The organism is Ruminococcus sp. AF20-12LB, assembly GCF_003478985.1.
In the GTDB taxonomy this organism is placed as follows: domain Bacteria; phylum Bacillota; class Clostridia; order Lachnospirales; family Lachnospiraceae; genus Blautia_A.
The window spans coordinates 86990-111653 of record NZ_QUGH01000006.1 but is presented as its reverse complement, the minus strand read 5'-3'; the positions used below and the strand labels follow the sequence as shown (position 1 = coordinate 111653).

The window sequence follows — 24664 nt, the reverse complement described above, 5'->3', positions numbered from 1 at the left end:
CTTATTATGTTAGTTAACACAAAGGCAAAAGTTGGTGTATTTTCAATTGCTTTAGGTGCATACCTTCCGCAGTTCCCGTCTCTTGTACCGGAATTTGAAGCACAGTATGATGCGTTCAAGAAAACACTTCCGGGTACAGTAGAGATCATCGACGGTGGAATGGTTACCACAAAAGAGCAGGCTATGGAAGCTGGGGACAAATTCCGTGCAGCAGATGTTGATCTTGTATTTCTTCAGATGCTGACCTATGCAACATCCTACAACATGCTTCCTGCAATCCGTGATCTTGATGTTCCGGTCGTTCTTGTGAACGTTCAGAAATTGAAAGCGCTGGATTATGAGCACACTGACATTGCCTCCTGGCTGGGTGAAGGCTATGCATGCGGTGCTGTAGGCGAGGCAGTTGCTGACCTTGAGAGAGCAGGCAAGAGACATGCGGTTATCACAGGCGTTGTAGAAGGCGGAGATCCTGCAGTTCAGGCTGAGATCGAAGACTGGTGCAAGGCTGCTCAGGTAAGAAGAAGATTTCGTGAAACTAACATTGCACAGATCGGAAGACCATATCCGGGTATGATGGATCTGTATATTGATGAGACAAACCTCTATAACAGAATGTTCCTCTACACAAAACAGTTTGACTGGGAGAAGATGTGGGCGATCGCTGATGATATCACAGACGAGGAAGCAATCCGTGCAAAGGCACAGGATATCCTTGATACATTCGATATTGAGGGCGGCGGCACCATTGAGAAGGTATGGGATATGGCTAAATACGTTGTTGCTTTTGAGAAATGGGTAAAAGACGAGCATCTTGGAATGATCGCTTCCCATTACGACGGATTTGCACAGGGTAAAGCGGGTGTCCTTGACAGTATGCTGATCCCGGCATTCTCCATGCTGATCAAACAGGGTACTGCATGTGCAGTAGAGGGTGACATGAAGGTTGCCATGGCAATGAGTATCTTAAAGACAATTTCCGGTACAGGTCAGCTTTCTGAGATGTACTCCATCGACTTCAACGATGATATCTGTATTATCGGACATTCCGGAAGCGGTGACGCGGACATCTCTGACAAGAAGCCAACCATGAAGATCGTAAAAGTATTCCATGGCAAAACAGGCGGCGGATATCTGACACAGTTCTATCCGTACACAGGTCCGGTGACATACCTTGCGATCACCCAGGATAAAGACGGAAACTTTAAATTCGTTGTAGCTGAGGGCGTAAACGAGGAGGGACCGATTCTTTCCTTTGGTGATACAAACATGAGAACACGCTTCACATGCGGAGCAAGAGAGTTTGTTAACCGCTGGAGCGAGGCTGGCCCAACACATCATATGGCAGCTGCTACAGGAAGACACATCGATACGATCCTGAAGGTCGCAAAAATCTTTAACGTACCGGTAGATATCGTGACAAGATAAATTCTTTCTTATATATTTAACCTAAAACATATTCAAAAAAGGAGACTGCGCGGAGCGGTCTCCTTTTTCAGTGGGAAAAATAAGATAAAAAAATCTGCCGGAAATGCAGCTGGCAGATCCGGCAGATCAAAGCTTTGGATTTTTATTTATTTTTTATGCATAAATGAGTGCTCTTTGAGAAGCTCATCGTGCAGCTGGACGGAAGACCAGTGCTGAGTTACCGGTGTGAGCATGGCCTTCAGTGCAACAGGCGTGAGCTGGTTTTCACGGAAAAAAGCAAGAAAACCATCCATCTGTGCACTGGAAAAATCCTTCAGTACGATCATTTCATCGTTGAAATTGATTCCCAGATTAAACTGGGAGGAGGGATGAAATCCCGGAATCTCAAAAAGATATCCAAGCGGATGAAGAAATTCGGGAGCTGTGATGATCCGTGTCTTAACCTTCTGTCGGTTCAGATAGCGGCGGATCTGGCGAAGACGTTCAGGATCATTAAAATTATATAAAAGTGCAGCTGGCTGTGTATTCATATAGTGTTATACCTCTTTTCTGTGTAAAGATTTTTGTGGAACGTAAGTTACTTTTCACGATGTGCAGGGAACCGGATTTCAACCTCCGTACCCTCTCCAGGATTGCTGGAATAAGTAAGTCCGTAATCATTTCCATAGAGAATTTGGAGTCTCCGGTGGGTATTATAAACTGCGATATTTGTGCCTCCGGACTGGCTTTTTCCCTTTCCGGAAAGGATAGTTGACAGGATTTCCGGCGAAATCCCAACACCGTCATCAGAAATCAGAAGAACAACATCCTCATTTTCCATCCATCCGGTAATAACAATAGTTCCGGATTTTGATTCTTTTTCCAGGATCCCGTGGAGAATGGAATTTTCCACAACAGGCTGAAGAGTCAGTTTCGGGATCTGGTATTCTGAAAGCTCATCCGGGATATCCGTGATCAGCTCAATGCTGTCATGGTAGCGCATATTCTGGAGTTGCACGTAGATGGTTACATGCTCCAGCTCCCTTGCAATGGTAGAGATTCCCTTTTTGCGGCTCAGGGTCAGCTTATAAAAACGGGAAAGGCTTTGTACTGCGTGACTGATCTCATCGGTCTGTCCCTGCAGTGCCATCCAGTTGATCATATCCATGGTGTTATAAAGAAAATGTGGATTGATCTGTGCCTGGAGGGAATTGAATTCTGCGATCCGGAGATCTTCGGCAGCCTTAGCCTGCTTCTCCATCAGTTCTTCCATTTTTCGAGTCATATAGTTGTAGGTATCGATAAGATTACCAATCTCATCATGTGCCTGTGGACTTTCCATAGGAGTAGGCGGGCCGTGGCGGACGGTCTGCATCTGCCGGATCACAGAAGAAAGTCTTCCGGTAATGGAATGAGCCAGTACATTGGCAAAAATAAGTGCCAGAACCAGAAAAACTGCATAGATCAGTACGATCTGGATCATCAGCCGGTTGCTCTCATGTATCAGCGGCGGGGAAGGCAGGACCGTCACCATAAACCAGTCTGTATTGGAAATGCTGTAAAAACCGGCATAAACCTTTGTGTCCAGAATGTTCCGTTCAATGAAGTTGTTGGAAGACATAAAGGAAGCCTTGATGGTGTCGTAATCCAGTTGGTAGATTCCGGATAATGACGGATCTGAGGTAGCAACAATGGCATCACGTTCGTTTACAATATATGAAACACTTCCCTCCAGAGATAGATTGTCGGAAAGAATGGAAGTAAGCTTGTCATCAGAATAATACACTGCCAGATAAGCCTTATAAGCAGTGGAGTGATAATAAAGGCTCAAAGGACAAATATATGCCATATCACCATAATTCTTTTTTTCCCTGGGACCAAGATAGAAGGAAGGACAGAACATTTCCTGGGTGTTACGGTTTCCCTGAAAGATACCGTACCAGTAGGTACCTTTCGCCTGACTTAAGGGAGCAAGGATATTCTCAGTGTTGGGATAAGTATCCAGTGCCTTCAGATCATCAGGAAAATCCACATAGATCCGTACATCGGTAACAATGGAATCTGTGGTCAGACGCTGAACGGCATTTTTAAAATCAGTGGCATGGTTAGATGCTGCAAGCTGTTCTGCTGAATCGCTGACCGGCATATAAAAAAGTTCCTGAAAAAAATTCTGTCCTGTAATATTACGGGTAGTAGCGAGAATCGTATCCATAGTCCGTTCGATCAGAGGTGCAGTTTTTGCGGAGGCATCCTGTTCCTGCCGGATGGTATTGGAAACCACCATGCTATAAAGTCGCCCATAAAAAAGAAAGGCGATAAGACATGCAGGAACTACCACAATGCTGATCAGTGCAATGGTGAATTTTGTCTGCAGGTTTAAATTCAGGTAGCCGTTTTTGAAACGGCGCCAGAGGGCCCTCATGACATTTTCTCCCGGTATTCAGACGGGGAAAAGCCGGAGTATTTTTTGAAGCTTTTTCCGAAGTAATTGCCATCCGTATAGCCTACCTTGGAAGAAATCTCGGAAATCTTGTATCTGGGATCGGAAAGCAGCTGCTTGGCCTTTTCCATTCGGTATTCTGTCAGATATTGATTGAGAGTCTGTCCGGTCTCACTTTTGAAAAAAGTGCATACATAAGATGCGGAAAGGTATACATGGCCGCTGATATCTTTTACGGAAAGTGTATCGTTCATATAGTTCCGGCTGATATAATCCTTGATCATAAAGATCGTGGAATTTTCCGGCTGGGAATTTTTCGCATCTTCAAAATACTGGGCGGTTTTTTCTTTCAGAGCTTTGTGAAGCTCTTCGTAGGTGAAGGCGTTGTTTAACGTATCTACGATCAGATCCTGCTTTTCATGAAGTTCGGTTTCAAGCTGATTTTTTTTACGGGAAGCTGAAAGTGTATTAAACAGCTGGTAATAAAGATCACGGATCTGGTTGGGCATAAATGTGTGATTGCAGCTGTAATACCGGAAAAGCTCATCAAGAAACTGAGAACAGTGTTCTTCTTCTTCGGCCAGGAGATATTTGGAAAAAGTATTTTCCGGTGACTGCAGGAAATCCGGAACCGGTCCCTTCGGGGAAAGCCGGCGGATGGCATTTTCCGTCAGAAATGTTTTTTCCGGAAAGAAAAAACAGTTCTGCAGAAGGATCACGGCAGAAGCGTAGGACTGATAAACCCTGAAAATATCCGTTACGGTATTTCCGGCTGCGATCAGATGCTTTCCGCAGGTGTCATATTGCCTGGAAATATAGCTTCCCACTGCGGAAAGGGTAGTCGGGGAAAGTGCATTTCTTCCATATATGTGGTGAACCAGATACTGAACCCTTTTTTCCGCAAAAAGACATTTCAGATGGTAATGCTCCAGAAAATGGGAAATGTCGTTCTGGAGATCTTCCAGGAAAATGCCGGAGGCCTCCACAGATCCATTGAGCTTCACGATCACAGAGGTAAAATTCATGCCGTTCTCAAGAAGTTCCGACTGTCCCAGCTCCAGACAGAGATCTGCAATTTTGTTGTTATCGGAAGGTGGAAGAGTCAGCTGTTGTGCCAGCCGGGTGGCGATTTCCTGGGAATGGATCGCTTCGCCACGATGGGAGCGGAGCTTTTGTTTGTAAAGAGTCTGCGCTTCCAGAACTGCAGCCTGTACTTCCTCGGGATGCAGAGGCTTTTCGATGTAATTGATGGCTTTTAGTTTGATGGCAGCTTTCAGATACTCTTTGTCAGAATATCCGCTCATAAAGATAGGGATACTGTCCGGCAGGAATTTTTCCAGACGTTCCAGCATGGCAATGCCGGTCATCCGTGGCATCCGTACATCGCAGAGAATGATCTCCGGTTTATACAGTTTGGCCATTTCCAGTCCGTTCACACCATCGTCTGCCTGAAGGATCTCGGTGATCCCCAGAGAATCCCAGTCGATAGATGAGATCAGCCCGGTACGCGTAAGTTCTTCGTCATCAACGATCAGTAATTTCATATACAGTTCTCCAATCGAGCATAGCTTCATAGCTTTGTAAATCGGACGTTTACAGTTCTGTTTATATTCCCAGAAAACTGTAACGTCAGCGTTATCATTATAGCATAAAGTATATAGAAATACGAGAATGGGACAATGGTTTATGAGTAATATTTTACAGGGAAAAGAAGAATATTTTACCCTTATCCAAAAATATTCCCATTATCAGCCTGTGGACCGGATGATAGAATATAATCAGATCAAAGGAAAGGGAGGAGAAAGAGCCGTGTCAGAATATGTTCTTGAATTAAAAGGTATTACGAAGATATTCCCCGGTGTCAAAGCTCTGAATAATGTACAGTTCCAGCTCAAGCCTGGTGAGGTTCACGCACTGATGGGTGAGAATGGTGCTGGTAAATCTACGTTTATCAAGGTTATTACCGGAGTACATAAAGCAGAAGAAGGTGAGATGTTCCTGAACGGACAGAAGGTTGACTTCAAGGGTCCGAAGGATGCTCAGGAGGCAGGTATTGCAGCCGTATATCAGCATCCGACATCATATCCGCACCTTACAGTTGCAGAAAATATTTTTATGGGTCATGAGATCATCAAACATCATATGATCCAGTGGAAAGAGATGAATCAGGAGGCGAACAAGTACTTAGGTGAGCTGGATGCAGATTTTGATGCAACCGCTGAGATGGGAACTCTTTCTGTTGCACAGCAGCAGATGGTTGAGATCGCTAAAGCACTTTCCACAAATGCAAAGATCATCATTCTGGATGAGCCTACAGCAGCACTTACCAGAAACGAGTCCGAGAAGCTTTACACACTGGTTGACAAGCTGAAAGAGAATGGTGTTTCCATTATCTTTATCTCTCATCGTTTCGAAGATATGTACCGTCTGGCTTCCAGAGTTACCGTATTCCGTGATTCCCAGTACATCGGAACCTATGATGTAGATGGAATCACAAACGCAGATCTGATCAAGGCAATGGTTGGCCGTGAGATCAATGATCTGTTCCCGAAACCGGAAGTTGAGTTGGGAGATGAGATGCTCCGTATCGAACATCTTTCCAGAACAGGATTTTTCAAGGATGTTTCTTTCAATGTACATGCAGGCGAGATCGTAGGTCTTACAGGTCTGGTTGGTGCAGGACGTACAGAGGTTATGGAAGCTGTCTGTGGAATCACCCGTCCGGACGAAGGAAAGGTTTTCCTTGAGGGAAAAGAGGTTTATATCAAGACTCCTTCCGAAGCAATGGAAAAAGGTATTATCCTTCTTCCTGAGGACAGACAGAAGCAGGGCCTTGTCATGAGCTGGGGACTTGGAAGAAACGTAACACTTCCGATCATCAGTAAATATGCAAAATCCGGATTCAATGACGAGAAAGCAGAAAGAGAGCTTTCCAAGAAGCTTCTTGAAGAAGTAGATACCAAGGCTGTTGATATTTTCCAGCCTGCAAGTTCACTGTCCGGTGGTAACCAGCAGAAGGTTGTTGTTGCCAAGGCACTTGCTCAGGAAATGAAGGTCGTTATCATGGATGAGCCGACAAAGGGTGTCGATGTTGGTGCCAAAGCTGAGATCTATGCGATCATGGGAGACCTTGCAAAGAAAGGATATGCAATCATCCTGATTTCTTCCGAGATGCCGGAGATCCTGGGTATGGCAGACCGTATCATCGTTATGTGTAATGGCCGCAAGACAGGAGAACTGAACAGAGGAGAGGCAACACAGGAGGGAATCCTTGAGCTGTCCATGGAAAAGAGCACTGGAAAGGGGACTAAATAATGGAAAAGAAATCTGTCATCAAGAAGATTACAGGCTCCCGAGAGGCTCTGCTGGCAATTATCGTGGTCGTGCTGTTTGCCGTTGTCACAGTGATCAGCCCGTCATTCCTTACGCCGAAGTCACTCATGGAGATGCTGAAAAATAATGCAGTAACAATGGTAATGTCACTTGGTATGCTGTGTGTCATGCTGGTAGGCGGAATCGATATTTCCATCATGTCAACTCTGGCACTTTCCGGTATGTCCATCGGTATGCTCCTGAAATATGGACATATCACAAGTACATTACTTGCTTTCATCATTGCAATGGCGATCGGTATTGCCTGCGGACTGGTTGTAGGTCTTGTAATTTCAAGAGCAAACGTTCCGCCTATCATTGCAACCATGGGCTTTATGTACATCTACAGAGCAATGGGTTATCTTGTTTCTCACGGTGGTGAGTGGGCAAGTGCCGCAGCTCTTGGTGAGTTTAAGAATTTTGCAACAACCAGCTTCCTTGGGATCAACAAGGTTATCTGGGTGATCATCGTATGCTACGTGGTATTCTTCTTCTTTATGAAATGGACAAGAACAGGACGAAGGATCTACGCAGTAGGAAGTAATGCAAGCGCAGCACAGGTTTCCGGTATCAATGCAAAGAATATCAACCTTCTTGTATATGTGATCATGGGATTCCTCGCAGGTCTTGGCGGAGCACTTCAGGTATCTGTTTATGCTTCTGCAATGCCTGATATGCAGTACGGCGGTGAGATGGATGTTATCGCAGCCTGCGTTATCGGTGGTGTAAGCATGAGCGGTGGACGTGGAACCGTAGTAGGTGCATTCCTCGGTTCCATTATCCTTGCAACGATCGCAAAAGCTCTTCCGCTTGTAGGTATCAGTTCACTGTGGCAGAACATGATCAAGGGTGTTATCATCCTGGTAGTAGTTGTGATCAACGTTGTTCTGCAGAGAATCGCAGATAAAAACGCATTAAAGGGAAGGGAGATGTAAATCATGGCTGGAAAATCTGGAAGAAGTATTAACAATGTGCCGGAAAATCCGATGAAACACATCATATTCAGTTGGGAAGGCATCCTGGTCATTCTCTTTATCCTGGTAAATATTTTCTGCGCATCATTTTCTGAGTTTTATAATATGAAGAGTGTTCTTCGTCAGATGCCGGTTTACCTTGCAGAGGTATTCATGATGTTCCCGATGGCGTACATCCTGGTATTAGGCGAGATCGATATTTCCGTAGGTGCGATCGTGTGTCTCTCCGCTACCTTAAGCTGTATGGTCTGCAACACAAACGCTCCGTTCATTGTAGTAGTACTTACAGCACTGGTTGTTGGTGCCCTCTGTGGTGCGGTTAACGGATTTATCCTTACCCGTTTCAAGGAACTGCCTCCAATGATCGTAACACTGGCAACACAGATCATCTTCCGTGGTATCGCTGAGGTAACACTTGGAGCCGGCGGAAGTATTGCGATCACAAACACAGACGGCTTCCGTGCCATCGGTGGAAAGGTTGGAAATGTTCCATATATTCTTTTCTTGGTACTGATCTTTGGTGTGATCTTTGCAATCTTCCTTGGAAAGAGCACATTCGGACGCCGTACATATGCGATCGGAACAAACCGTGTGGCAGCTTATTACGCAGGTGTCCACGTAGAGAAGATCCGTTTCATCATCTATACAATTATGGGGCTTATGTCTGGACTTTGTGCAGTGTTCCTGGTATCCTCTTCCTACGGTGCAAACACAACGACCGGTAACGGATTTGAGATGGATGCCATCGCAATGGCAGTATTCGGAGGTATCTCCTCCACAGGTGGTAAAGGAAACCTGGCCGGTGGTATCATTTCCGCATTCATCATCGTATGCTTACGAGTTGGTCTTGGACAGAAGAACGTAAATGCACAGGTAATCCTTCTTATCATCGGTGTACTTCTGGTAGCAGCAGTAGCTCTTCCGAATATCATCGGTGATGTGAAAAAAGCAGTCGCAATGAAGAAAAACTAAATATCACTTTTGAAAACCATATGATTGTTAGCTGCCTCCATTGGTGTAGCGGAGGCAGCAGCATATAAAAAAATTATATTCTTATAGGGAGGAACAACAATGAAAAAAAAGGTAATTAGCGCAATCCTTTGTGGAGCAATGGTTCTTGGTACAGTTTGCCCGGTTCTTGCAGCAGACGACAAATCCGAAGATACTAAGACAGAAGCAGCTGGAAATTCCGCAGAAGGCAAAAAAATCGCTCTGGTTGGTAAAGCAGCTGGTAATGCATTCTTCGAGATCGCAGCGAAAGCTTTCCAGGAGACAGTAGAGGCTGAAGGCGGCGAGGTTCAGGTCGTTTATCCTGAGACAGCCACAGCTGATGCACAGATCAAGGTTCTTGACAACCTGATTTCCCAGGACTTTGATGCAATCTGTATTTCCGCTAACGATGTTAACGCTCTTCAGGCTAAGCTTGAGGAAGCTATGGATGAGGGAATCAAAGTATCTTCCTTCGACTCCGCACCGAACAAAGACAGCCGTGAGATTTTCGTAAACCAGGCTGGTACAAAAGAAGTTGCTCAGGCACTTATGGATGCAGTTCTTGATATTTCCGGTGGTGAGGGACAGTTCGCTATCCTTTCCGCTACATCTCAGTCCGCTAACCAGAATGCATGGATCGATGCAATGAAGACTATCATGGAAGGCGATGAAAAATACAGCAAGCTTGAGCTTGTAGACGTTGTATATGGTGATGATGAGCCACAGAAATCCACAGACCAGACAGCAGCTCTTCTTCAGAACTACAAGGATCTGAAAGTTATCTGCGCACCTACAACAGTTGGTATCGCAGCAGCAGCTAAATATCTTCAGGATAACGGATCTTCCTGCAAGCTGACAGGACTTGGACTTCCATCTGAGATGCAGGAGTACACAGGTGATGATGATTCTCATTCCTGCCCATACTTCTATCTGTGGGATATGCAGGGCCTTGGAAAACTCAGTGCTTACACAACAATCTCTCTGATCAACGGCGACATCACAGGTGCTAAAGATGACAAGTTCACAGCTGGTGACCTTGGTGACTACACAGTAACAGACGCTGATGACGGCGGTACAGAGGTTGTTCTTGGTGCACCTCTGAAATTCGATACAAGCAACATCGAGGAGATGGCTAAGCTGTACTAATCAATCCTCAGATTGACTGTATAATCATATGATAAATCCTTTCAGGACAGGCGGAGTTTTCGGACTCCGCCTGTTTTGTATGTTTGGATTTCGTGTATAGAAGGTTTCTGAAAAAATCTCCGCCTTCTGATTCTGGTTGTACTCTTATGGCTGCAGTGTTAAAATGAGGACAGCAGAACAGAAAACCATGAACAGATAAAGGAGCAAAATACATGCAGCAGGCATTACTGGATCAGCTGAGAAAGATCACAGAGGAAGAGAGAAAAATCCTGGATGGAGAAGCAGAGGTGGATAGAGATCTCTACACATCCGGTCGGGACTTTACCGTGGACAGCCGTAAGATGCTGAAAGAAGGCAGGCTGATCGCTGTGCGTACACACACCCGTTTTGTGTATTTTCCGTCTCACAGGCATAATTTTGTGGAAGTGCTGTATGTGTGTGAGGGATCTCTGACTAATATCATTGATGGAAAAAAAGTCATAGTTAACAAAGGTGAGCTGCTTTTTCTTAATCAGTTTACGAAGCATGAGATTCTGAAAGCGGGGCAGAATGATATTGCGATCAATTTTATGGTGCTGCCGGAGTTTTTTGATGTGGCCTATTCCATGGCGGGAAATGACAATATGCTGGCAGATTTTCTGGTGAATGTCCTGCGTCAGGATGAAGAGCGTGGGGAATATCTTCATTTTAAGGTTGCGGAAGTGCTGCAGATCCAGAATCTTCTGGAAAATATCATTTATTCTCTTGTAAACGGTGAGGAGAACAGAGAGCGGATCAATCAGACCACAATGGGCCTGATCTTTATGTATCTGGTAGAATCGGTGCAGTATGTGGAGATGCGGCTGCCCAATCAGTACGAAAATATGATTTCCATGACAACACTGGATTATATTGAACAGAAATACCGGACTGCCACGCTGACGGAGCTTTGTGGTCGTCTGCATCTTCCCATGCATGTCCTCAGTAAGATGATCAAGAAAAGCACAGGGTTTAATTTCAAGGAACTTCTTCAGAGAAAACGTCTGAACAAGGCTGTAGAGCTGATGTGTGAAACAGATCTGCCTGTCAGTGACATCATTGCAGCTGTAGGCTATGAAAATAACAGTTATTTTCATCGGGTATTCAAGGAACATTATCACATGACACCGCGGGCGTTCCGGGTGAAAAACAGTGAGAAAGAACAGGTGAGGCTGTAACAGCCTCACCTGTTTTTTAAATATCATGGAATTGTCCGATCTTGTTTTTGATCCGCTGCATTTCGTTATCCATATCGATCACAGCGCGAGCGCAGTTCAGCAGCTCATTGCTGACTTCCTCATAACCGTCCATTTCTTCGATATTCTGCTTGTAACGCAGCTGATGCTCCAGAGTAGCCCAGAAATCCATACCGTTGGTACGGATCTGGATCTCTGCACGCATGGGAGTTTTTCCCTTGGAGAAGAATACAGGGATTTCCACAATCATGTGATAACTACGGTAGCCGTTTGGTTTTGGATTTTTGATATAGTCCTTTACCTGAATGACGGTAATGTCATCCTGCCTGGTGATCAGGTCTGCAATGGTGTAGATATCATCGATAAAAGCACAGACAACACGGATGCCTGCCACGTCATTCAGTTGATTCTGAATATTCTCCGCAGTAAACTCATAGCCGAGCCTTTTGAGCTTTTTGTAAATGCTTTCCGGCTTTTTGATCCTTGTCTTGATGAAGGAGATCGGGTTACGTTTATATTCCAATGAAAATTCATCGTTGAGGACTTCCAGCTTGGTGCGTACCTCACGGACCGTACATCGATACATCATCATTAAATCATTAAATTTTGCGGAATTTTTGATAAAAACCTGCGGATCGGAGGTATCCAGCCAGGTGTTTGTATTTCTTTCTGCCATAGTGTTTTTCTGGTCCTTTCCATGTGATATTTATAACAATTACTTTTGTACAATTATAGAACAAAATGATATTTTTTTCAACTTTTGTATTGACATATCAGAAACACTGTGCTATTTTATAGAAAAAATTTAATTGAGTAAACCACTAAACCGTTGAAGCGGAGATAAAGATATCCATGCGCGCACAGAGAGTCCGGGAGGGTGAGAGCCGGGTCGAGAGGCAGTTTATCAAATGGACCGCAGAGGGCACAGGGAAAGATACTTTCGGGTATCAAGTATTCTGTGACGTGAGGGCATACGTCAGTTGCCGGGAATATGAAGGTATTCCGCCAAGTGCACGGGTCAGACCGTGAATCAGGGTGGCACCGCGGGTGATTTTGAATTTAAAGCTCGTCCCTGACAGAACCAGATTCTGTCGGAGACGGGCTTTTTTTTAATTTTATGAGCAAGCAGCGAATACGGATTGCAAATGTCCCGTCCTCCGGTAAGGAATGAAAAACTCAGGAGGGCCTGTATATGTATCCAACATTAGAAAAAATCAAAGAAATCGCACAGTCAGGCGAATACCGGCGAATCCCTGTATGCAGAGAGCTGTATTCCGACCGCTATACACCCGTAGAATTCATGAGGACCTTACGCACAGCCAGCAGACATTGTTATCTTCTGGAAAGTGCCAGTCAGACAGAGGTATGGGGACGCTATTCCTTCCTGGGATATGAGCCATCCATGGAGATCACCTGTACAGACGGAAAGCTTCAGATCCGTATGATCCATGAGGACGGAACTGAAGAAAAAACCGTACAGCAGGTGAAGCATCCGGGAGATGCCATTCGGGAGATCCTGAAAGAATACAAAAGCCCGGTGCTGGAAAATATGCCGACCTTTACCGGAGGCCTGGTAGGATATTTTTCCTACGATTACATTAAGTATAGCGAGCCGAAGCTGGAGCTTACCGACGAGACAGTACAGGATTTCCGGGATATGGATCTGATGCTTTTTGACCAGGTGATCGCCTTTGACCATTACAGACAGAAGGTGCTTCTGATCACCGGCGTGATGACGGATGATCCGGAAAATTCCTACCAGAAGGCGGAAGTAAAATTAAAAGAGATGGCAGATCTGATCCGAAACGGAAAACAGAAGGAATTTCCGTCTTTGAAACTGAAATCTTCCATTGAGCCGCAGTTCCCGAAAGAAAAATACTGTGAGATGGTTGAGAAAGCGAAACATTACATTCATGAAGGAGATATTTTCCAGGTAGTCCTTTCCAATCCTATGAGAGCAAAAGCCGAGGGAAGCCTGTTTGATACTTATCGTGTTCTTAGGGCTACCAATCCTTCACCATATATGTTTTATTTTTCCAGTGATGATATTGAGATCGCCGGAGCATCACCGGAAACACTGGCAAAGCTTACCGGCACAGAATTGAGTACCTTTCCGTTGGCAGGAACCAGGCCAAGAGGCAAGACAAGAGAAGAAGACGAAGTGCTGGAAAAAGGACTTCTGGCAGATGAAAAAGAACGTTCCGAGCATAACATGCTTGTGGATCTTGGTCGAAATGATATCGGAAAGATCAGTAAGATCGGTACCGTGAACGTAGAAAAATATATGTGCATCGAGCGTTTTTCCCATGTGATGCATATCGGTTCCACAGTTACCGGCCAGATCCGGGACGATAAAGACGCTGTAGATGGAGTAGATGCCATTCTTCCGGCAGGAACACTTTCCGGAGCACCGAAATTCCGTGCCTGCCAGATCATTCAGGAACTGGAACAGAGCAAGCGAGGCATTTACGGCGGTGCTATCGGATATCTGGATTTTGCCGGAAACCTGGATACCTGTATTGCCATCCGCCTGGTTTATAAGAAAAACGGTGAGATCTGCATCCGGTCAGGAGCAGGGATCGTAGCAGACAGTATTCCGGAAAGTGAATTTCAGGAGTGCTGCAATAAGGCAAGAGCCGTTGTACAGGCAATCGAAACTGCACAGGAGGGACTGGAATGATAGTACTGATCGATAATTATGATAGCTTTTCCTACAATGTTTACCAGCTGATCGGTTCTGTGGAGCCGGATATCAAAGTGGTAAGAAATGATGAAGTGACAATAAAAGAACTGGAGGCCATGAAGCCGGAGGCATTGATCCTTTCTCCTGGTCCGGGAAGACCGGAGGATGCGGGAATCTGTATTGAATCCATAAAATATTTCAAGGATAAGCTGCCGATCCTGGGAATCTGTCTTGGACATCAGTCCATCTGTGAAGCCTTCGGAGGGACAGTATCCTACGCAAAAGAGATGATGCATGGAAAGCAGAAAGAGATACGTAAAGTTGGAAAGAGCCGGATGTTTGAAGGACTTCCGGAAACTTTTCCGGCAGCCAGATATCACTCACTGGCAGCTATCCGGGATACCTTACCGGAGGAACTGGTTGTTACCGCTGAGTCTGAGGACGGAGAGGTGATGGCACTGGAGCATAAAGAATATCCGGTATTCGGATTACAGTTCCATCCGGAATCCGTTATGACGCCAGATGGAAAAACAATGATCGAGAACTTTATGAAGGTTGTCAGAAACAGATAAGACGGAGAACAGCAACCCATAAAAGATAGAATCGTTACAGAACAGGAGGAAACAACAATGATCAAAGAAGCAATCATCAAGCTTTCAAAAAAAGAAGACCTTACATACAACGAAGCAGAAGCCGTAATGAATGAGATCATGGACGGAGCGGCAACACCGGTACAGATGGCATCCTACCTTACTGCACTTTCCCTGAAAGGAGAGACTATTGATGAGATCACTGCATCTGCAGCCGGAATGCGTGCACATTGCATCAAGCTTCTCCACGATATGAATGTTCTGGAAATCGTAGGAACCGGTGGTGACGGAGCAAACTCCTTTAACATTTCCACGACATCTTCTCTTGTGATCGCAGCAGGGGGCGTTCCGGTAGCAAAACATGGAAACCGTGCAGCATCTTCCAAGAGTGGTGCAGCAGATGTTCTGGAAGCACTTGGCGTAAAGATCACCATCCCGCCGGAAAAAAGTGCAGAGATTCTGAAAAAGATCAACATCTGTTTCCTGTTCGCACAGAATTATCATATTGCCATGAAATATGTGGCACCGATCCGTAAAGAGCTGGGAATCCGCACGGTATTTAATATCCTCGGACCATTAAGCAACCCTGCAGGCGCAAACATGGAGCTGATGGGAGTCTTTGACCAGTCTCTGGTAGAGCCGCTGGCACAGGTTATGATGAAGCTTGGCGTGAACCGCGGAATGGTAGTTTTCGGACAGGATAAGCTGGATGAGATTTCCATGAGCGCACCGACTTCTGTGTGCGAGATCAAGGACGGATGGTTCCAATCCTATGAGATCACACCGGAGCAGTTCGGCTATACACGCTGTAGCAAAGAAGATCTGGCAGGCGGCACACCGGCAGAGAACGCAGAGATCACAAAAGCCATTGTAAACGGAACCGAAAAAGGCCCGAAGCGTCAGGCGGTCTGCATGAACGCAGGTGCAGCACTTTATATCGCAGGAAAGGCAGAGAGCCTGGAAGCCGGCGTAAGAAAGGCAGAAGATCTGATCGACAGTGGTGCAGCTGCTGCCAAGCTTGAGGAATTTGTTAAATTAAGCAATGAGATTTAAGGATAATGGTGGCAGGAGAAGAACAGGCACAGCTCATTAACTGACATATGAAGTTGCCAGATTTCTTAAAATTGCTGAATGAGAGTTGAAATGAAATATCAAGGAGACAAACAAAGAATGAGCGAAAAAAACATTCTGGAAGAAATCGCAGAAAAAACAAGAGAACGTATCCGGAAGGAAAAGCTTCAGTTTCCCCTGGATCAGCTGAAAATCCTGGCAGAAAAAGCGCCACAGCAGCCGTCCTTTCTGGAAGCATTGAAAAAGCCGGGTATGTCCTACATCTGTGAAGTAAAAAAGGCTTCCCCCTCCAAGGGGCTGATCGCATCGGAATTTCCGTATCTGGAAATTGCGAAAGAATACGAGGCAGCAGGTGCATCCGCGATCTCCTGCCTCACAGAGCCATTTTATTTCATGGGAAGTGACACTTATCTCCGTGAGATCACAGAAACAGTGGATATTCCGGTCCTCCGGAAGGACTTCACGGTGGATAAGTACATGATCTATCAGGCAAAAGCATTCGGCGCATCGGCTGTACTTCTGATCTGTGCTGCCTTAAATGACCGGGAACTCCTGGAATACAGGGAGTTGGCAGAAGCTCTGGGAATGGATGCACTGGTGGAAGCTCATGACGAGAATGAAGTGGCAAGAGCATTAAAGACAGGTGCAAAGATCGTCGGTGTAAATAACCGTGATCTGAAAACCTTTAAGGTTGATATGAATAACAGTATCCGTCTTCGAAACCTGGCACCGGACAATGTGGTATTTGTGTCTGAGAGCGGAATCAAAAACGCAGGTGATATCGCTATCCTGGAAAGAAACCGGGTAGGTGCAGTCCTGATCGGTGAAACCCTGATGCGAAGCCCGGATAAGAAAGCTGTATTGGAAAATCTGAATGGTGGAGCGCTTGTATAAAGGCCAAACTAAAGAATAGAGCAAATAAGTAACAGAGCTGACCAGTAGCAAATAGTAACGAAACAGGAAGGTGCAGGGTCAGACAGAAAGGGCAGGATTGGCTGAATATGAGAGAACAACAGTTGAAACGTGGGAGCAGAACCAGAATCAAGATCTGCGGCCTGACCCGCCTGGAAGATATCCAGGCAGTTAACGAAGCAAAACCGGACTTTGCAGGATTCATTGTAGAATTCTCAAAAAGCAGGAGAAACGTCACCGTGGAGCAATTGAGGGCTCTCCGGGAAAAACTGGATGAGAGCATTTTGCCGGTAGGCGTATTTGTCAATGCACCGGTGGAGCTTCCCGCACAGCTTTTAAACGAAGGAACCATTGCCCTGGCACAGCTTCACGGACAGGAAGACGAGAATTATATCAGACAGCTTAGGATCATGACAGACCAGCTTCTGATAAAGGCTTTTTCCATAAAAACAGAAGCAGATATAAAGAAAGCGATCCGTTCGGAAGCAGACTATATTCTTCTGGATCAGGGCGCAGGAGGAACAGGAGAAATTTTCGACTGGAGCCTGGTGCCGGCGATCAAACGTCCCTGGTTTCTGGCAGGAGGTCTGGGCTGTGAAAATCTGGAATCAGCCATACATCTGCTTCACCCCTGGGCAGTAGATTTAAGCAGCAGTGTAGAAACCGGCGGTCACAAAGACTCGGATAAAATATTAGAAGCAGTATACGCAGTAAGGAGCATAAAGGAGGAAATATAACATGTCAAAAGGAAGATTCGGCATCCATGGCGGACAGTACATCCCGGAAACACTGATGAACGCCGTTCTGGAGCTTGAGGAAGCATACAACCATTACAAAAACGACCCGGAATTCAACCGTGAGCTCACAGAGCTTCTGAATGAATATGCAGGAAGACCATCCCGTCTTTACTATGCGGCACATATGACCGAGGACCTTGGCGGAGCTAAGATCTATCTGAAACGGGAGGATCTGAACCACACAGGAGCTCACAAGATCAACAACGTACTCGGTCAGGTGCTCCTGGCGAAAAAAATGGGCAAGACACGTGTGATCGCTGAGACAGGAGCCGGACAGCATGGTGTTGCAACTGCAACCGCAGCAGCTTTGATGGGGATGGAATGTGAAGTTTTCATGGGAAAAGAAGACACGGAACGTCAGGCCCTGAATGTTTACAAGATGCGTCTCCTCGGAGCAAAAGTCCATGCAGTCACAAGCGGGACCGCAACCTTAAAGGATGCTGTTTCGGAGACCATGCGTGAGTGGACAAACCGTATTGCAGATACCCATTATGTACTGGGATCTGTTATGGGACCGCACCCGTTCCCAACTATCGTACGTGATTTTCAGGCAGTGATCTCCAGGGAGATCAAAGAACAGATGCTGGAAAAAGAGGGCAGGCTTCCGGATGTTGTCCTGGCCTGTGTGGGCGGCGGCTCCAATGCTATCGGAACCTTCTACAATTTCATTGAGGACAAAGACGTTCGTCTCATCGGCTGTGAGGCAGCAGGACGTGGCGTAAATACTGCGGAAACTGCGGCAACCATCGCAACCGGTCGTCTCGGAATCTTCCATGGTATGAAATCCTACTTCTGCCAGGATGAGTACGGACAGATCGCACCTGTATACTCCATCTCCGCAGGTCTTGATTATCCGGGTGTAGGTCCGGAGCATGCACACCTTTATGATATCGGAAGAGCAGAGTACGTGCCTGTTACAGATGACGAAGCAGTAGATGCTTTTGAATATCTTTCCAGAACAGAAGGAATTATTCCTGCAATCGAAAGTGCTCATGCAGTGGCTTATGCGAAAAAGATCGCACCGACACTTGGAAAGGACAAGATCATGGTAGTTACTGTTTCAGGACGTGGAGATAAGGACTGTGCGGCAATCGCCCGCTACAGAGGGGAGGATATTCATGAGTAGAATTACAGAAGCATTTGCAAACGGAAAAGCATTTATTCCTTTTTTGACCTGCGGAGATCCGTCTCTGGAGGTAACAGAGCAACTGGTTTATGCAATGGAAGAAGCAGGAGCAGATCTGATCGAGCTTGGAATCCCGTTCTCAGATCCTACTGCAGAGGGACCTGTGATCCAGGAAGCCAATGTTCGAGCACTTGCAGGCGGCGTGACTACAGATAAAGTTTTTGCAATGGTAGAAAAAATCCGTAAAAACACAAAAATTCCAATGGTATTTATGACCTACGCAAACGTAGTATTTTCTTACGGAACAGAGCGTTTTATCAGGAAAGCAGCAGAAGTTGGAATGGATGGACTGATCCTTCCGGATGTTCCGTTAGAGGAAAAAGAAGAGTTTGATGTTGTGTGCAAACAGTACGGCCTTGATTTGATCTCCCTGATTGCACCGACCTCCCATGAGCGGATCGCCATGATCGCAAAAGAGGCGGAAGGTTTTGTTTACTGCGTATCTTCCCTTGGGGTAACAGGAATGCGTACCAGCATTACCACAGATATCGGAGCTATGGTGAAGCTGGTAAAAGCCCAGAAAGATATTCCATGTGCAGTAGGATTCGGAATCTCCACACCGGAGCAGGCGAAAAAGATGGCGGACCAGTCGGACGGTGCCATTGTAGGATCTGCCATTGTGAAGCTTTGTGGTGCCTACGGCAAAGACTGCGTGCCGAAGGTGAAGGCTTATGTGAAAGAGATGAAGGATGCGATCAGATAAATTTCCGGCTGAAATCGTAACACAGATCACAAAGTGTAATAAAAATCTGCTTTATCCAAAAAAAGGGTAAAGCAGATTTTTTTCGTGCTGAGCAGATTTCGGAGAAATTACAGAAAATATCTACTTGACAGTTAGAGACCAGGTGATAGATGATATAAAAAAAGGTGAGGAGGAAATTGGGGATGAATCGGGAGGAAGCAAAGGAAAAAGCAGAAGTGCTGGTTGCCAGAATGACGCTGGAGGAAAAAGCCAGTCAGTTAAGGTATGATGCACCTGTAATAAAAAGACTGGGAATTCCGGCATATAACTGGTGGAATGAGGGACTTCACGGTGTTGCCAGAGCAGGGCAGGCAACGGTTTTTCCACAGGCGATCGGAATGGCGGCAACTTTTGATAGGAAAAGTGTGGCAGAGATGGCCGGTATCGTGGCAACAGAGGGCAGAGCAAAGTATAATGCATATTCCGTAAACGGTGACAGAGATATTTATAAGGGATTGACGTTCTGGTCTCCTAATGTCAATATTTTTCGTGATCCACGATGGGGTAGAGGCCATGAAACTTATGGGGAAGATCCGTATCTTACAAAAGAACTTGGAGTTTCCTTTGTAAAAGCACTTCAGGGAAATGGGGATACAATGAAGGCAGCAGCCTGTGCCAAACATTTTGCAGTACATTCCGGGCCGGAGGCACTCCGTCATGAATTTGATGCGGAAGCATCCGCAAAAGATATGGAAGAAACGTATCTGCCGGCATTTGAAGGTCTGGTAAAAGAAGCGAAAGTAGAAGCGGTTATGGGAGCTTATAACCGGACAAACGGGGAACCCTGCTGCGGAAGTCCCGCATTACAGAAAAAACTCAGAGGCGAATGGAAATTTCAGGGGCATTTTGTATCAGACTGCTGGGCGATCCGTGATTTTCACGAACACCATATGGTAACGGATACAGCCGTTGAATCTGCAGCACTGGCTATTAATAATGGTTGTGACCTGAATTGTGGAAATACCTATCTTCACATTATGAAAGCATACGAAAAAGGGCTTGTCACAGAGGAAACCATAACCCAGGCAGCAGTGCGGCTTTTTACTACAAGGTATCTGCTGGGCTTGTTTGATGGAAGCGAATATGACAATATCTCCTACATGGAGGTGGAATCTCCCAGGAATCTGGCTGCAGCGGAGAAAGCAGCGGAAAAAAGTTTTGTTTTGCTGAAAAATAACGGGATTCTTCCGCTTGATAAAGAAAAACTGAAAACAATAGGAATTATTGGACCAAATGCAGACAGCAGACAGGCGCTGATCGGTAATTATCACGGGACAGCTTCCAGGTATATTACCATACAGGAAGGTATCCAGGATTATGTGGGAGACGATGTAAGGATCCTCACTTCCAGAGGCTGTGATCTGTTCCGAGACCGGACGGAGCACCTTGCGTTTACCAGAGATCGTATTGCGGAAGCAAAGGTGGTTGCGGAAAACAGTGATGTAGTGATCTTATGCATGGGACTGGATGAGACACTGGAAGGAGAAGAGGGAGATACCGGAAACAGCTATGTATCGGGAGATAAAGAAGATATTGAACTTCCCGGAGTACAGCGGGAACTGATGGAAGCAATCGCAGACACCGGAAAACCGGTAGTATTCTGTCTGCTGGCAGGAAGTGACCTTGATCTGAAATATGCGGCAGAAAAATTTGATGCAGTCATGATGCTGTGGTATCCTGGATGCCAGGGTGGGAAGGCAGCGGCAAAGGTAATGTTTGGAGAAATCTCGCCATCAGGAAAACTTCCGGTGACATTTTATGAAAGCCTGGAAGAACTTCCGGATTTTACCGATTATTCCATGAAAGGCAGAACATATCGCTATATGGAACGAAAAGCACAGTTTCCTTTTGGATTTGGTCTGACGTACAGTAATGTGACAGTAGATAAAGCAGAGGTCAAAACATGTGGACAGAAGGTAAACGTGGAGGTAGAAGTGCGGAATAACGGCGCATATGATACAGAGGATGTTGTTCAGATCTATGTAAAAAATATCGACAGCAAAAACGCCATTCCCAATCCGATGCTGGCCGGTTTTCAGCGGATATTCCTGAAGGCGGGAGAATGCCGAAAAATAGAAATCCCAATATGGGAAAAAGCATTCACCGTAGTAGATGAAATGGGGAAACGGATGGAAGAAGGAAAGAAATTTGAAATTTATGCAGGCTGCAGCCAGCCGGATGAAAAAAGCAAAGAACTGACCGGAATCATGCCGGTAAAGATCATCTGGGAAAAATAATAAAAAAATCTAAAGTAACAGGAGGGCGATGCATCAGGCATCGCCCTCCCTTCATATCTACCGCATAAACAACCGTACCATTTTCTCATAAATCTTCCGATATTTCTGATATCTCATAGGAAGATCGATCCAGGTTTTTTTATCTACAATACTCTTATAATGAGAGAATGTTCGGAAGCCGTCGATGCCATGATAGGATCCCATACCGCTCTCACCAAAGCCGCCGAACCCCATATTGCTGGTTGCCAGATGTATGAGGACATCGTTGATACAGCCACCGCCGAAACCACATCGGGAAGTAACTTCCCGGGCATTTTTTTCATCTTCGGTGAAGATATAAAGAGCCAGCGGATGTGCCATGGAATTGATCTTTGTTACGGCACCTCCGAGAGAGTCATAGGTGAGGACCGGAAGTACCGGGCCGAAAATTTCCTGCTGCATGACCGGATCATCGAAGGTTACGTTGTCAAGAACCGTCGGCTCGATCTGAAGTGTTTCACGGCTGGAACCACCGCCGCAGACAGTTTTGGCAGGATCGATCAGACTGTTGATACGGTCGAAATGCTTTTCGTTGATGATCTTTCCGTAATTCCGGTTTTTCAGAGGTTCTTTTCCATACTGGCGTGTAATCTGCCTGCGAAGCTCTGCGATCAGGGCTTCTTTGATCTCCGGATCACAGTAGATGTAATCCGGAGCCACGCAGGTCTGGCCGCAGTTCAGAAACTTGCCGAAGACGATACGTTTTGCCGCAAGGCGGAGATTGGCTGTTTTGTCCACGATGCAGGGGCTTTTTCCACCCAGCTCCAGAGTGACTGGTGTGAGGTACTCGGAAGCCTTTCTCATGACCTCTTTTCCCACAGACTGGCTTCCCGTGAAGAAGATGTAATCAAAGTGCAGACTGAGAAGATGTGTGTTTTCCGCACGTCCGCCTGTGACAGTTGCAACGTATTTTTCATCGAAGCATTCATGGATGAGAAGACGGATCACTTCACTTGTTGCCGGTGAGTAGGCACTTGGTTTCAGGATGACTGTGTTTCCGGCTGCAATAGCGTCTACCAGTGGTTCCATGGTGAGGAGAAACGGATAGTTCCACGGACTCATAATGAGAACCACACCGTAGGGAGATGGTTTACGGAAACTGCGGGAATGGAACTGTGCCAGCGGAGTCGGAACAGTCTGTTCCTTTGCATAAGAGCGGATATTTTTCAGCATATGCGTGATCTCGGAGAGCACCAGTCCGGTCTCACACATATAGCTTTCGAAATTACTTTTTCCCAGATCCTTTTTCAGCGCAGCGTGGATCTGATCCTCGTATTTCCGGATGGAAGCGCGGAGACGTTTCAGGGCGCTGATGCGAAAATCAAGGTCAAGAGTTGCGCCGGAGTAGAAGTACTGGCGCTGTTTATCTAAAAGCTGGTTGATCTGTTCTTTTTCCATGGAATTATAGTCCTTTCTGAAAAAATCCTGTATTCGAAATATTGAAATCTGTTTATGCCAATGTCTGTTTTAACAATTGCCTGCCGGAGGCATCAGCCTGTAATACAGTGTCTCAAGCTCGCTGGCATCCATCAGCACAGGAACCGGGTACAGAGGATTGGCTTCTTTATCTGCATAATGGGCAAGCTCCGGGATGTCCGTTTCCTGGATTTCCGGAATATAGTCTCCGATGCCAAAGCGTTTTTTCATATCTTTTATTGCATCAATAAACATCCGGGCAGCAGTTTTATCGTCCTCATGTTTATCGCAGAGACCGACAGCCAGAGCCAGGCTGCGAAGCTTATGGGTAATGCTGTCTCCATAGGTTTCCAGCACCATAGGAAGGATCACTGCATTGGCAAGCCCGTGTGGAACATTATATTTTCCGCCGAGGGAATGTGCAATTGCGTGGACATATCCAACGTAGGATTTGGTGAAGGCACAGCCTGCGAAATAGGAGGCGCGGAGCATATTTCGTCTTGCTTCAATATCATTGCCGTGTGTGTAGGCGGTATCCAGATTTTCAAAGATCAGTCTGACAGCATCCAGGGCATTTTTTCTCGTGCCAGGTGTAGTGGAATTTCCAATGTAGGCTTCCACTGCGTGAGTCAGGGCATCCATGCCGGTGGTAGCTGTGATAAACGGCGGAAGGCTTAAAGTCACTTTGGGGTCAAGAACTGCGTAGCGTGGGATCAGCGGAAAATCGTTGATGGCATATTTGTGCCGTGTTTCTGCATCGGTAATGACAGCAGCAAGTGTTGTTTCACTTCCTGTTCCAGCAGTCGTGGGGATGGCGATGAGAAGAGGAAGTTTTTTGTGGATCTTCAGGATTCCCTTCATCTGAGCAAGAGACTGGTGTGGCTTGGCAATGCGGGCTGCTGTGGCTTTTGCACAGTCCATACTGGAACCACCGCCGAAGCCGATGATCGCCTGGCAGTCATGATCCAGATACATGTGAAGGGCTTCGTCCACATTGACGGTTGTTGGATTGGCAACGGTTTTGTCGTAGATATGGTAAGAGATGCAGCTTCGCTTCAGTGTCTGCTCCAGTCTTTCTGTAAGGCCAAGGCTTCGGATACCTGCATCTGTGATGATGAGTACATTGTTATAGTTTCTTTTTTCCAGAACTTCAGGGATCCCTTTGACACTTCCTATGATCTTCGGATTGCGGTAAGGAAGCAGTGGAAGGGCGAATTTAAAGACATTCTGGAAAATCCGGCAGTAAGCTTTTTTTAATGGATTCATGGTAGTTTTTGTTCCTTTTAAAGTCAAATTATTTTATTCCAAATATTATATATAGCAGTTGAAATGGGAAAAGTCAAGCGATGAAAAATAAATCAGAGTATTAAAAAATGAGAAAATATGGTTCGAAATTAAAAAAAAAATTTTGAAAAATAAAAATATAAATAAAAATCCTGTTAAATGAGATT

General features: G+C 45.8%; 20 protein-coding genes. 14 read left to right on the top strand and 6 right to left on the bottom strand.

The features are described from left to right. Window positions 1–6 precede the first annotated feature (6 nt). The gene (locus DWX61_RS09625) at window positions 7–1425 is read left to right on the top strand and encodes an arabinose isomerase (RefSeq protein ID WP_118512850.1); all 1419 of its coding nucleotides are present in this window, start codon (window positions 7–9) and stop codon (window positions 1423–1425) included. Window positions 1426–1571: 146 nt separating this feature from the next. Here the strand turns inward: DWX61_RS09625 and DWX61_RS09620 are convergent, their stop codons facing one another. The 3 genes from DWX61_RS09620 to DWX61_RS09610 are packed head-to-tail and all read right to left on the bottom strand — an operon-like array spanning window position 1572 to window position 5388. After that, window positions 1572–1955, bottom strand: a complete 384-nt coding sequence (locus tag DWX61_RS09620) for a DUF3783 domain-containing protein (protein ID WP_118512849.1) — start codon at window positions 1953–1955, stop codon at window positions 1572–1574. Between the two features lie 47 nt (window positions 1956–2002). Next, a complete protein-coding gene (locus tag DWX61_RS09615; protein WP_118512848.1) occupies window positions 2003–3826 on the bottom strand; it encodes a sensor histidine kinase in 1824 nt (607 codons plus the stop codon). After that, window positions 3823–5388: a response regulator transcription factor gene (locus tag DWX61_RS09610; protein WP_118512847.1), complete on the bottom strand. Its 1566-nt coding sequence runs from the start codon at window positions 5386–5388 to the stop codon at window positions 3823–3825. The genes DWX61_RS09615 and DWX61_RS09610 overlap by 4 nt, the downstream gene beginning before the upstream one ends. A gap of 142 nt (window positions 5389–5530) precedes the next feature. Between DWX61_RS09610 and DWX61_RS09605 the strand changes: the two genes are divergently transcribed. From DWX61_RS09605 to DWX61_RS09585, 5 genes are all read left to right on the top strand, one after another. Next, window positions 5531–7159 carry a sugar ABC transporter ATP-binding protein gene (locus tag DWX61_RS09605; RefSeq protein ID WP_330637478.1) on the top strand — a complete coding sequence of 543 codons (1629 nt, stop codon included), beginning with the start codon at window positions 5531–5533 and terminating at the stop codon, window positions 7157–7159. Then, window positions 7159–8151 carry an ABC transporter permease gene (locus DWX61_RS09600; protein WP_059086065.1) on the top strand — a complete coding sequence of 331 codons (993 nt, stop codon included), beginning with the start codon at window positions 7159–7161 and terminating at the stop codon, window positions 8149–8151. Before DWX61_RS09605 ends, DWX61_RS09600 begins: the two co-directional genes overlap by 1 nt. 3 nt (window positions 8152–8154) lie before the next feature. Next, on the top strand, window positions 8155–9162 hold the full coding sequence (locus DWX61_RS09595; RefSeq protein WP_118512846.1) for an ABC transporter permease: 1008 nt from the start codon (window positions 8155–8157) through the stop codon (window positions 9160–9162). Between the two features lie 99 nt (window positions 9163–9261). After that, complete coding sequence (locus tag DWX61_RS09590; RefSeq protein WP_118512845.1) at window positions 9262–10326, top strand: substrate-binding domain-containing protein; 1065 nt, start codon at window positions 9262–9264, stop codon at window positions 10324–10326. A gap of 212 nt (window positions 10327–10538) precedes the next feature. Next, window positions 10539–11522 carry an AraC family transcriptional regulator gene (locus DWX61_RS09585; RefSeq protein ID WP_118512844.1) on the top strand — a complete coding sequence of 328 codons (984 nt, stop codon included), beginning with the start codon at window positions 10539–10541 and terminating at the stop codon, window positions 11520–11522. A gap of 16 nt (window positions 11523–11538) precedes the next feature. On the opposite strand, the gene DWX61_RS09580 is transcribed toward DWX61_RS09585, so the two are convergent. Beyond that, window positions 11539–12216: a GTP pyrophosphokinase gene (locus tag DWX61_RS09580; protein ID WP_118512843.1), complete on the bottom strand. Its 678-nt coding sequence runs from the start codon at window positions 12214–12216 to the stop codon at window positions 11539–11541. Between the two features lie 516 nt (window positions 12217–12732). Here DWX61_RS09580 and trpE point away from each other — a divergent pair. The 8 genes from trpE (at window position 12733) to DWX61_RS09535 (ending at window position 21758) form a co-directional block, all read left to right on the top strand. Beyond that, window positions 12733–14220, top strand: coding sequence for an anthranilate synthase component I (trpE, locus tag DWX61_RS09570; protein WP_118512842.1), 1488 nt, complete (start codon window positions 12733–12735; stop codon window positions 14218–14220). Next, window positions 14217–14795 carry an anthranilate synthase component II gene (locus DWX61_RS09565; RefSeq protein WP_118512841.1) on the top strand — a complete coding sequence of 193 codons (579 nt, stop codon included), beginning with the start codon at window positions 14217–14219 and terminating at the stop codon, window positions 14793–14795. Before trpE ends, DWX61_RS09565 begins: the two co-directional genes overlap by 4 nt. A 57-nt stretch (window positions 14796–14852) precedes the next feature. After that, entirely contained in the window at window positions 14853–15866 is a 1014-nt protein-coding gene (gene trpD, locus DWX61_RS09560; RefSeq protein ID WP_118512840.1) for an anthranilate phosphoribosyltransferase, read from the top strand. A gap of 117 nt (window positions 15867–15983) precedes the next feature. After that, on the top strand, window positions 15984–16778 hold the full coding sequence (trpC, locus tag DWX61_RS09555; RefSeq protein ID WP_118512839.1) for an indole-3-glycerol phosphate synthase TrpC: 795 nt from the start codon (window positions 15984–15986) through the stop codon (window positions 16776–16778). 107 nt (window positions 16779–16885) lie between these two features. Beyond that, a complete protein-coding gene (locus DWX61_RS09550; RefSeq protein ID WP_118624999.1) occupies window positions 16886–17533 on the top strand; it encodes a phosphoribosylanthranilate isomerase in 648 nt (215 codons plus the stop codon). A 1-nt stretch (window position 17534) separates the two neighbouring features. Beyond that, window positions 17535–18719, top strand: a complete 1185-nt coding sequence (trpB, locus tag DWX61_RS09545) for a tryptophan synthase subunit beta (RefSeq protein WP_118624997.1) — start codon at window positions 17535–17537, stop codon at window positions 18717–18719. After that, window positions 18712–19482, top strand: coding sequence for a tryptophan synthase subunit alpha (trpA, locus tag DWX61_RS09540; RefSeq protein WP_118624995.1), 771 nt, complete (start codon window positions 18712–18714; stop codon window positions 19480–19482). The genes trpB and trpA overlap by 8 nt, the downstream gene beginning before the upstream one ends. Before the next feature lie 182 nt (window positions 19483–19664). Continuing rightward, a complete protein-coding gene (locus DWX61_RS09535; protein WP_118624993.1) occupies window positions 19665–21758 on the top strand; it encodes a glycoside hydrolase family 3 C-terminal domain-containing protein in 2094 nt (697 codons plus the stop codon). 57 nt (window positions 21759–21815) lie between these two features. Here DWX61_RS09535 and DWX61_RS09530 read toward each other — a convergent pair whose 3' ends face one another. Together DWX61_RS09530 and DWX61_RS09525 are read right to left on the bottom strand one after the other, a co-directional pair. Further along, window positions 21816–23195, bottom strand: coding sequence for an aldehyde dehydrogenase (locus DWX61_RS09530; protein ID WP_118512834.1), 1380 nt, complete (start codon window positions 23193–23195; stop codon window positions 21816–21818). Window positions 23196–23264: 69 nt separating this feature from the next. Beyond that, complete coding sequence (locus DWX61_RS09525; protein ID WP_118624991.1) at window positions 23265–24479, bottom strand: iron-containing alcohol dehydrogenase; 1215 nt, start codon at window positions 24477–24479, stop codon at window positions 23265–23267. Window positions 24480–24664 lie beyond the last annotated feature (185 nt).